The organism is Nitritalea halalkaliphila LW7 (assembly GCF_000265075.1).
Classification (GTDB): domain Bacteria; phylum Bacteroidota; class Bacteroidia; order Cytophagales; family Cyclobacteriaceae; genus Nitritalea; species Nitritalea halalkaliphila.
This window is the reverse complement of record NZ_AJYA01000017.1, coordinates 65,425-73,501: the sequence shown is the minus strand read 5'-3', so window position 1 is coordinate 73,501 and position 8,077 is coordinate 65,425. Positions and strand designations below refer to the sequence as shown.

The following is an 8,077-nucleotide window of genomic DNA, read 5'->3' as shown; positions in this document are numbered from 1 at the left end:
GGCCTTCAAGGAACGGTAACCGGTAAGTGGTCTCGTTCGGTGCTGAGATTAGCTGTCCATCGTCAGCTGTGACGCTCGTCGCGTACGCCTTCGTTCGTGGCTTCGGCGTAGGATCTCAGCTCGCTTAGGGCCCAGGTTCTGCCTTGGCGTACGACGTCGGGCTCACACKCAACCGCAGCAGCGGGAGTTCTTCCTCTCGGAGTAGCGGTACCGTAAATCGCAGCAGTGGGAGTTCTTCCTCTCGGAGTAGCGGTACCGTAAGTCGCAGCAGCGGGAGTTCTTCCACTCGGAGTAGCGGTACCGTAAGATCGCAGCAGCGGGAGTTCTTCCTCTCGGAGCAGTGGTACCGTAAGTCGGAGCAGCAGTAGTTCTTCTAAAAGTGGTGGCACTTCAAGCCGAAGCAGTAGCAGCTCCTCTCGCAGCTCACGTGGTGGAGGAAGTTAAAGGCATCTAACAGGATATAAAAAAGGCCTATCGTTTCTTACGATAGGCCTTTTTCGCTTAAGAACGCTTAAAATCATCCGTAACGCGTACGATATCCGATTCATCAGAGGGATTTTCGGGGTCTGTATGCATCCAAATCTCCGCTACGATGCCCCAGCCGCCGGTTTTGCCTACTAAGCGATGCCGTTCACCTTGCGCCAAAGCAATCAGATGACCGATTTCCAAGTCCTTTTCAGGGCCCTCTGTGTCATCTGCACTGCGAACGATGGCCGCCTGTCCGGCGACAAGCTTCCAAACCTCTGCGCGGCGGTGATGATACTGCCAGGAAAGTCGCTTGCCAGGCGCTACACATAAAATTTTCGGACTTAGTTTTTGGGCAAACTGCCCTTCACTTAGTTCGAGCTCGGGAAAAAAGCGCGCATGAAAGCGTCGAATCTCCTGCTCATCCAAAACAAAAAAACCACCCCAAGGCGCGTAAAGTCACGTGCACGATAGAAAAGTTTTCCGCGTCGATCTGAGCGGCTACGGCGCTCTCTAGTTCCGCCTTGGCCAGCGCTAGATCCGTTTGTACATGAAATTCCATAAGTTAGGATAAATAAAAAAAACACCTTGTATAACAGGCAAAAGTAAAAATATTAGGGAAGCTGCCCAAGGTTTCTTGGAAAATTTTATATCTTAGTTCCACTTTAACAAGAACCCGTCTGGTATGAATCTATTTGCGCCGACTTCAGAAGAAGCGTTTAAAAAAGGAGGTGTAGACCAAAAAAACTACATCTACAAGCTGCGTATCATCAAAGCGCTCTTTCGGAATCAGCAGCACACCGTAAATGAAATTAGCCGCTACCTCGGCACCAGCCTGCCCACCACGCACACTCTCATGCAGCAGCTCATCGACAGCACCCTCGTGCGTAAAGAGGGTTTTGCTAAGTCAAGTGGTGGCAGAAAGGCTGAGCTCTACCAGCTCCTGCCCGATGCTTTTTACATTCTTTCCATCGCCATCACCAAATTCCGCGTTCGCCTCACCCTCTTTAATACTGCGCGTGAAGCGGTGAGCCCCACACATCAGTTTGTGCTTAAATTAGACGATGAGCGCGAGACCGCCATGCAGCTGGTCCGCGAAATCAAACAGTTTTTGGCCGGTCAGGCCCTACCTGAGCAGCGCATCATCGCCGCAGGGCTCTCCATGCCTGGTCTTATCGATGCTGCGGCAGGCAAGAACTTCACCTACCTGAATTTCTCAGACGAGCCGCTGACCGACTTCCTAGAAGAGCGCATCGGGCTCCCGGTGTACCTCGAAAATGATGCGCGCGCCATGACCTTGGCCGAGTACCACTTTCAGCCGAATACCGCCTCTCATGTCCTTGGTATTTTCGTGGGCTGGGGGATAGGTATCGGCATCGTCGTTGACGGAAAGGTATACCATGGCTTTAAGGGCTTTGCAGGAGAATTCAGCCACGCCCCACTTTTTGATTCCAGTGAGGTGAACTGTGCCTGCGGCAAAAAAGGCTGCCTGGAGGCAGTAGCCAGCGGGACGGCAGCAGTACGCCTGGCAGAGGAGGCCATCAAGCATGATCCCGACTCGATTTTAGCCAAGATTTCGGCTCGAAATGGACATTTTCTAGAGCCTGCTTCCATCGTGGAGGCCGCCAAGGCAGGGGACCAACGGACCATCCGCATCCTAAGCCAGATCGGTCTGGACCTCGGCAAGGGAATCGCCATCCTCATCCAGCTCCTGAATCCAGAAAAAATCATCGTAGGAGGCGTCCTATCCGAAGCGGGAGACTATCTGTTCACACCCATCCAGCAGGCACTAAATATCTACAGCATGCCGATTTCCAAACAGGGAGTACAACTGGTTCCTGGTAAATTCGGGGATGCAGTAGGGCCATTAGGCGCTGTGGCGGCAGCGCAGGAAAAACTGTTTTCCCCCATAGTGCCGACAGGATTTTAACGGACTAAAGAAACGAAAGGCTGCCCACCCGTAGCCGAAACGCTATAGTTCCAGGGCTTTCTCATAGTATTCCCGTGCTAGGGGTAGCTCCGGATTGCGCTCCAGCGCATCCCCTAAATACTTTAGTGCACTGGTTTTATCTCCCTGCATGTAATAGTACATGCCCTTATTACGCCAAGCGAAAATATTCCTCGGGTTTTGGCGCAAGCTTAAATTAATATCCGAAAGCCCCGCCTCAGCTCTCCCGTGAAAAGCCGATAAAGTCCTCTATTGTTATAAAAATAGGGTTGATCGCTGTTTAACTGAATGGCGCGCTCTACTTCCTTCAGCGCCTCGCCATAGGCCTCCTGCTCGAAGGCGATCATGCCGCGTAAATTGTAGATATTGGCCTCCTCTGGAGCCAAAACCTCCGCTTCTTCCAGCAGCGCCAGCGCCTGTGCATAGTCCCCTAAATAATAATGAATGGTCGCCTCATTTACGACGATATCCGCATTTTCAGGCACCCGCTCTCGGGCGGCCTTAAAGCTGGCTAAGGCCTCCGGATAGTCGCCTAAAGCTTCTTGCGCCATCCCACGTAGAAAATAACCTTTCCAGGCCTGACTTTCCTCCCGTAGTAGGCGCGGGCATCTTCTAAAGCCTTGTAATTTTCTCCATTATCTAAATGCGCCAAGCCCCTCAGGAACCATACCTCATAATCCTGATCATTCGCAGCTAAAATCAACCCATAATCATAAATCGCCTCATCGAAGCGACGTAGCCGCTCCAGCGCCAATGCCCGATTATACAGTGCATCCCGATAGTTGGGATCGATCGCTAGGGCCTCCGTATAAAAATCAATCGCTTTACGCAGATCGTTTTCCTTTAACTTTTCATTTCCCTTCAGTAAAAAACGCCCTTTTTTATCTTCCTGCTGGTTACAGGCCGCGATGAAAAACAACAGGGCCAGCAGCAGGAGCTGTGAAATAATCCCTACCAGTTTTATGTTTTTGCTCTTGATGTACGCCTCTTCCTCCTGCTGGTGCATCTGAGGTTTTGGGGCGCCGCCCCAAAGAAAAGATCTTTTACTCGTTTCATCGCTTTTTCTCTAACTCCTGTATGACTTTAATCGCCGCCATCATGCATTTTCTTACGTGTCAGCCTTCGCTTTCGCCTCCTTTTCCGCTTTCCGGGAGTCGCCCGTTTCTCGTTTCGGGCCATCCTCTGGCAGGTCCTTCGCTCTTTCCTCACCTAAGAGAAGGGCGATAGGCTGCGTGTCTGGACTGAGCTCAAAGATTTTTTTCAAGACCGCCAGTGCCGGAATCACGATGATCATGCCCACAATGCCCCAAATCGCAGCCCCAACCAGGAGCGCAATAAAGGTGATAAATGCGTTTAAATTGACATTACTGCCAACGATCTTCGGGGTAAGAAAGTTGCTCTCCAGCAGTTGAATGATTTGAAATGCAGCCACCACACCTAGAGGATACAGTAGGCTATCTTTGGTTAAAAAGGCAAAAATCGTGGGCAGAACGGCGCCCAGAAAGGGTCCTAAAAAGGGGATGATATTTAATATTCCGGCGAAAATCCCGAAAAAGATGGCATGCTTGATGCCCAGGCCAAAGAGCACGGCCGTATTCAGCACTGCTAAGATCGCCATTACCTTTAACACTCCCACCATATAGGCCTGTACGACCTTACGGAGCTTTTTAATTTCGGCACGCACCTTTTCTTCTTCTGTTTCCTTATAAAATTCTACTATGAAGTCGGTCAGGTGATGCCGGTACACCAGAAGAAAGAAGATGAAAATAGGCAGTAACACCGCCGTGGTCAGCGAGCCCAGCGTCCCCAGTAAAAATTCCAACAGATTAGAGGAGTTATTTTGGACGTACTGGATCAAGTTTATGTCTTCCACGCGCTCTAAAAGCCCGATTTCTACCTCAAAATTCGTTTTCAGCAGCTGCTCGATGTCTTCTACATAGCCCAGCAGGCGCTCTTCTACATCTTCTAAATCCTTCCCGAAATTCGCCACCTGCAGAATCACAAAGGCCAGCAGCCCCAAAATACTCAGAATTCCCGTCACTAGCGCGATCAGGCAAGCACTAAGCTCCCCTAGGCCCTTCCGCACCATCACTCCACGGGAGGGGTAAAGAGCACAGCGATGATTCCCCCTAAAAACAGCGGAATAAGAATGCCTTTACCCACCTGCATTAGGGTGATAATCAGTCCAATTAGGAGTAAAATGCTAAGCGCACGTAAATAGCCCGGAAGGCGTAAGGTAGGAGTTGTAGCCATCTGAATCCTTTTTATAAAAATGAGAAGCAATTTCGCTCAGGTGAAATATACTAAAAATATGCCAAAGGACCCGCTTTTTGGCCAGCTAAGAGAGTCCGGGCAGCCCTTTCTCACTAAGCTCATGATAATGCTTCTGATTTTTCACCATATTCTGAGGAGACCAGGTAATCGAAGTGCTCGCAGGATGCTTGCGCACTGCGCAGGCCGCTACCTGGCAGTAGTGGCAGCATTTTTCGGGCAAGCAGGGGTCTGCATGAATGAACACCTCCGTGGTGCCGGGCCAGTGTTGCTCGAGCACTTGCTCCACCTGTTCCACTTCCTCATGCACCTGCTCTAAGTTCAGATAATAAGGCAGGGTCAGGTGTAGGTCGATATGCTTATCCCCTCCATACTGCTGCACGCGCATGTTATGAATATCGATCCAAAGCGAACGACGCTTTTCCTGTAAAACCGCCGCCGTAGAAGTGACCGCTTCCGCATCTGCCTCATCCATGAGCCTCCTACCGAGCGGCGCACCAGCCCATAGCCGCTGTAGCCGATATACATCGAAAATAAAATCGCGATTACCGAGTCTAAAAATTGAAAACCCGTCAGCAGGATAAGCCCGATACCAAGTAGGAGCAGCACAGAGGTGAGTGTATCCACGAGTAGGTGCTTGCCGCTGGCCTCTAACGTGATACTGTTTAAGGCTTTTCCTTTGCGCTGAAGCGCAAAACCCAAGGCACCATTTACTAATCCGGAGAAGCCGATAAGTAACATCCCCTCGCGAAGGTTTTCCAGTTCCTCAGGGAAGAAGAGGTTGTACACAGCCTGATACAGAATAAAAATTCCTGCCAGCATGATCAAGACCCCCTCCACGCCGGCGCTAAAAAACTCTACCTTGCCATGTCCGTAGGGGTGATTTTCATCCCGTGGGAGTGAGCTCAGGTAAATGCTGTAGCTGGCAAAGGCCGCCGAAACCACGTTCACGATGCTCTCTAATGCATCGGTTAAGATGGCTGTAGACTTGGTGATGTAAAAAGCATAGAACTTTAGAACCAGCAGGACGATGCTGACAGCAAAAGAAAGGCGGATCCAGAGCGTTTTTGATTGAGGCACGGGGCATGAATGGGTTTTGGGAGGGTAAAAGTACGGCCAATTTTTCGGAATCGTGCATGCGCGCGCATTTTTCCTAAAGGAACGGGAATCCTGTGCCCAAAATAAAAAAGGGAACTCCTACCGTAGGAATTCCCTCTTCTTTTCCGCTACCTTAAACGCCGGTCTTCGAACCGCTGGCCGCCTCGTCTAGCAGCCCGGAGCGCTTCAGCAGGGCCTGAATTTCTGGCCCACGGCCTCGGAAACGCTGGTAAAGCGTGGCAGGATGGGCCGTGCCGCCTGCAGCCAAAATATGGCGCTGGAAGGCGCTGGCCACCTCAGCAGAGAAAATACCCTCCGCCTCGAAGTAGGCAAAAGCATCGGCATCCAGCACCTCCGCCCACTTATAGCTGTAATAACCCGCGGCATAGCCTCCCTGGAAAATGTGGGAAAAGGAGGTGGACATCAGCGTGCCGGGGGTCTCGGGAAGGAGGGCGGTTGGCTGCATCAACTCCCGCTCAAAGGCGGCCACATCCTGGATCTGGGCGGCATCCCGCTGGTGGTAGGCCATATCGAGAAGACCGAAGCTCACCTGGCGGACAGTCTGATAGCCCTGATGGAAATTTGCCGCCGCCCGTATTTTTTCGATTAAATCAGCTGGAATCGCCTCTCCCGTCTCATAATGCTGCGCGAAAAGGTCTAAACATTCCTTCTCGTAGCACCAGTTTTCAAGCAACTGCGACGGGAGCTCTACGAAATCCCAGAAAACACTCGTCCCGGAAAGGGAGCCGTAGCGCGTGTCTGCCAGCATGCCGTGCAGGGCATGACCGAACTCATGAAACAGCGTGGTGACCTCCTGAAAAGTGAGTAAGGAAGGCTTGCTTTTCGTGGGCTTCGTAAAGTTACAAACGATCGAAATATGCGGGCGGCTGTCCTGTTCCCCTTCTCGGTACTGCCCCTTAAAGACGGTCATCCAAGCCCCATTCCGCTTGCCCGCACGCGGAAAAAAGTCCGCATAAAGCACCGCCATAAAGCGCCCAGAAGCATCGAAGACTTCGTAGGCCTGCACCTCAGGATGGTACACGGGAATAGCGGGCTGCTCCTGGAAGCGGAGGCCGAAAAGCCTGCCCGCCGTCTCGAAAACGCCCTCCACCACACGGGAGAGTGAGAAGTACGGCTTCAGCAGGGCATCGTCGATGGCATATTCTTTTTTCTTCAGTTTCTCGGCGAAGTAGGCGAAATCCCACTTTTCCAGCCGGTCGATACCTTCCTCTTCCTTCGCGAAAGCTTCCAGGGCGGACATTTCTGCCTGGGCCTTCGGCAAAGCACGGTCAAGCAACTCCTGCAGGAAGTCAAGGACCGCCTGGGGGCTTTGCGCCATGCGCTCCTCTAAAACGAAGTCGGCATAGGTAGCATAGCCTAAAAGCTGCGCTCGCTCCTGACGCAAGGCTAAAATCTCCTGGATGATGGCCTTATTGTCCAGCGCATCGCCTTTCGAAGCCTTCGTGTTATAGGCATAGAAAAGTTCTTTGCGCCGCTCCCGATTCTTCGAATAGGTCATAAAAGGCAAGTAGCTGGGCATGGCCAAAGTGATCGCGTAGGCCTCTGGGCGGCCCTTTTCTTCAGCGGCCTGCGCAGCGGCTTCCACCATGAAATCGGGTAGGCCCTCCAGCTCATGGGCTTCCAGCCAAAGCACGTAGCTGTTGGTTTCCTTTAATACATGCTCGCCAAAGCGGAGTCCCAGTGTGGAGAGGGCGCGGTCGATTTCACGCAGGCGCTCCTTCTGCTCGCTGTCCAGGCGTGCACCGTTCCGAACGAAGCTTTTATAGGTCTTCTCGAGTAGGGTTTGGCTTTCCTCGTCTAGGTCGGCTGGAGGGTTTTCGTAAACAGCCGCCACCTGTGCGAAGAGCTCAGCGTCCAGTAAAATATCATTGCTGTAGGCACTCAGCAGCGGTGCGATCTCCTGCGCCAGCGCCTGCAGCTGCTCATTCGTTTCGGCAGCGTTTAAGTTGTGAAAAATAGCTGAAGTACGCTCTAAACCACGTCCTGCAGCATCCAGCGCCACGATAGTATTCTGGAAATCAGCATGCTCCACCTGTTTGATTTGCTCGATTTCAGCTTTGGCAGCCCGTATGCCTCCTGAATGGCTTCCAGGAAATGTTCCGGAAGAAGCCGATCAAAAGGCGCCGTCTCATGCAGCGCCGTGAAGGGTTGGAGTAGGGGGTTATCGTTGGAAATTGTCGTCATATCGCTCATTTAATGGGATGTTTTCGAGCCATCCAGCTCTCGTACAAAGATAGAAATTTCTATCCTCCTTATAAAAAGCAGGACACGCCC

13 protein-coding genes are annotated in these 8,077 nt (G+C 51.9%); 1 reads left to right on the top strand and 12 read right to left on the bottom strand.

Going from position 1 to position 8,077, the window contains the following annotated elements:
* Window positions 1-62 precede the first annotated feature (62 nt).
* The 3 genes from A3SI_RS18850 to A3SI_RS18845 all read right to left on the bottom strand — a co-directional run bounded on the left by A3SI_RS18850 (window position 63) and on the right by A3SI_RS18845 (window position 1,027).
* Window positions 63-389 (bottom strand): hypothetical protein, encoded by a 327-nt coding sequence (locus tag A3SI_RS18850; RefSeq protein ID WP_156810211.1) that lies wholly within the window; start codon window positions 387-389, stop codon window positions 63-65.
* 112 nt (window positions 390-501) lie between these two features.
* On the bottom strand, window positions 502-894 hold the full coding sequence (locus A3SI_RS06865; protein WP_009054628.1) for a cupin domain-containing protein: 393 nt from the start codon (window positions 892-894) through the stop codon (window positions 502-504).
* A complete protein-coding gene (locus A3SI_RS18845; RefSeq protein ID WP_156810210.1) occupies window positions 887-1,027 on the bottom strand; it encodes a hypothetical protein in 141 nt (46 codons plus the stop codon). Before A3SI_RS18845 ends, A3SI_RS06865 begins: the two co-directional genes overlap by 8 nt.
* A 123-nt stretch (window positions 1,028-1,150) precedes the next feature.
* On the opposite strand from A3SI_RS18845, the gene A3SI_RS06860 reads away from it, so the two are divergent.
* Window positions 1,151-2,395, top strand: coding sequence for an ROK family transcriptional regulator (locus tag A3SI_RS06860; protein WP_009054626.1), 1,245 nt, complete (start codon window positions 1,151-1,153; stop codon window positions 2,393-2,395).
* A 42-nt stretch (window positions 2,396-2,437) separates the two neighbouring features.
* Here the strand turns inward: A3SI_RS06860 and A3SI_RS20395 are convergent, their stop codons facing one another.
* The 9 genes from A3SI_RS20395 to A3SI_RS22360 form a co-directional block, all read right to left on the bottom strand.
* Complete coding sequence (locus A3SI_RS20395; RefSeq protein WP_238531642.1) at window positions 2,438-2,602, bottom strand: tetratricopeptide repeat protein; 165 nt, start codon at window positions 2,600-2,602, stop codon at window positions 2,438-2,440.
* A gap of 2 nt (window positions 2,603-2,604) precedes the next feature.
* Entirely contained in the window at window positions 2,605-2,964 is a 360-nt protein-coding gene (locus A3SI_RS20390; protein WP_009054624.1) for a tetratricopeptide repeat protein, read from the bottom strand.
* Window positions 2,946-3,419: a tetratricopeptide repeat protein gene (locus A3SI_RS20385; protein WP_009054622.1), complete on the bottom strand. Its 474-nt coding sequence runs from the start codon at window positions 3,417-3,419 to the stop codon at window positions 2,946-2,948. Before A3SI_RS20385 ends, A3SI_RS20390 begins: the two co-directional genes overlap by 19 nt.
* 102 nt (window positions 3,420-3,521) lie before the next feature.
* Window positions 3,522-4,502, bottom strand: a complete 981-nt coding sequence (locus A3SI_RS06850) for an AI-2E family transporter (protein WP_009054620.1) — start codon at window positions 4,500-4,502, stop codon at window positions 3,522-3,524.
* Window positions 4,502-4,666, bottom strand: a complete 165-nt coding sequence (locus A3SI_RS20380; RefSeq protein WP_238531641.1) for a hypothetical protein — start codon at window positions 4,664-4,666, stop codon at window positions 4,502-4,504. Before A3SI_RS20380 ends, A3SI_RS06850 begins: the two co-directional genes overlap by 1 nt.
* An 85-nt stretch (window positions 4,667-4,751) precedes the next feature.
* A complete protein-coding gene (locus A3SI_RS22365) occupies window positions 4,752-5,066 on the bottom strand; it encodes a cation transporter dimerization domain-containing protein (protein WP_316929108.1) in 315 nt (104 codons plus the stop codon).
* Entirely contained in the window at window positions 5,024-5,764 is a 741-nt protein-coding gene (locus A3SI_RS06845; RefSeq protein ID WP_316929107.1) for a cation diffusion facilitator family transporter, read from the bottom strand. Before A3SI_RS06845 ends, A3SI_RS22365 begins: the two co-directional genes overlap by 43 nt.
* 151 nt (window positions 5,765-5,915) lie before the next feature.
* Window positions 5,916-7,835: a M3 family metallopeptidase gene (locus tag A3SI_RS06840; RefSeq protein ID WP_009054618.1), complete on the bottom strand. Its 1,920-nt coding sequence runs from the start codon at window positions 7,833-7,835 to the stop codon at window positions 5,916-5,918.
* Window positions 7,775-7,987 (bottom strand): hypothetical protein, encoded by a 213-nt coding sequence (locus A3SI_RS22360; protein WP_316929106.1) that lies wholly within the window; start codon window positions 7,985-7,987, stop codon window positions 7,775-7,777. Before A3SI_RS22360 ends, A3SI_RS06840 begins: the two co-directional genes overlap by 61 nt.
* Window positions 7,988-8,077: the final 90 nt, after the last annotated feature.

Bases quoted from the DNA above. Each gene is read 5' to 3' on its own strand.
- A3SI_RS18845 (WP_156810210.1), bottom strand. From the start codon at position 1,027: ATGGAATTTCATGTACAAACGGATCTAGCGCTGGCCAAGGCGGAACTA.
- A3SI_RS06860 (WP_009054626.1), top strand. From the start codon at position 1,151: ATGAATCTATTTGCGCCGACTTCAGAAGAAGCGTTTAAAAAAGGAGGT.
- A3SI_RS20390 (WP_009054624.1), bottom strand. From the start codon at position 2,964: ATGGCGCAAGAAGCTTTAGGCGACTATCCGGAGGCCTTAGCCAGCTTT.
- A3SI_RS20385 (WP_009054622.1), bottom strand. From the start codon at position 3,419: ATGCACCAGCAGGAGGAAGAGGCGTACATCAAGAGCAAAAACATAAAA.
- A3SI_RS06850 (WP_009054620.1), bottom strand. From the start codon at position 4,502: ATGGTGCGGAAGGGCCTAGGGGAGCTTAGTGCTTGCCTGATCGCGCTA.
- A3SI_RS20380 (WP_238531641.1), bottom strand. From the start codon at position 4,666: ATGGCTACAACTCCTACCTTACGCCTTCCGGGCTATTTACGTGCGCTT.
- A3SI_RS22360 (WP_316929106.1), bottom strand. From the start codon at position 7,987: ATGACGACAATTTCCAACGATAACCCCCTACTCCAACCCTTCACGGCG.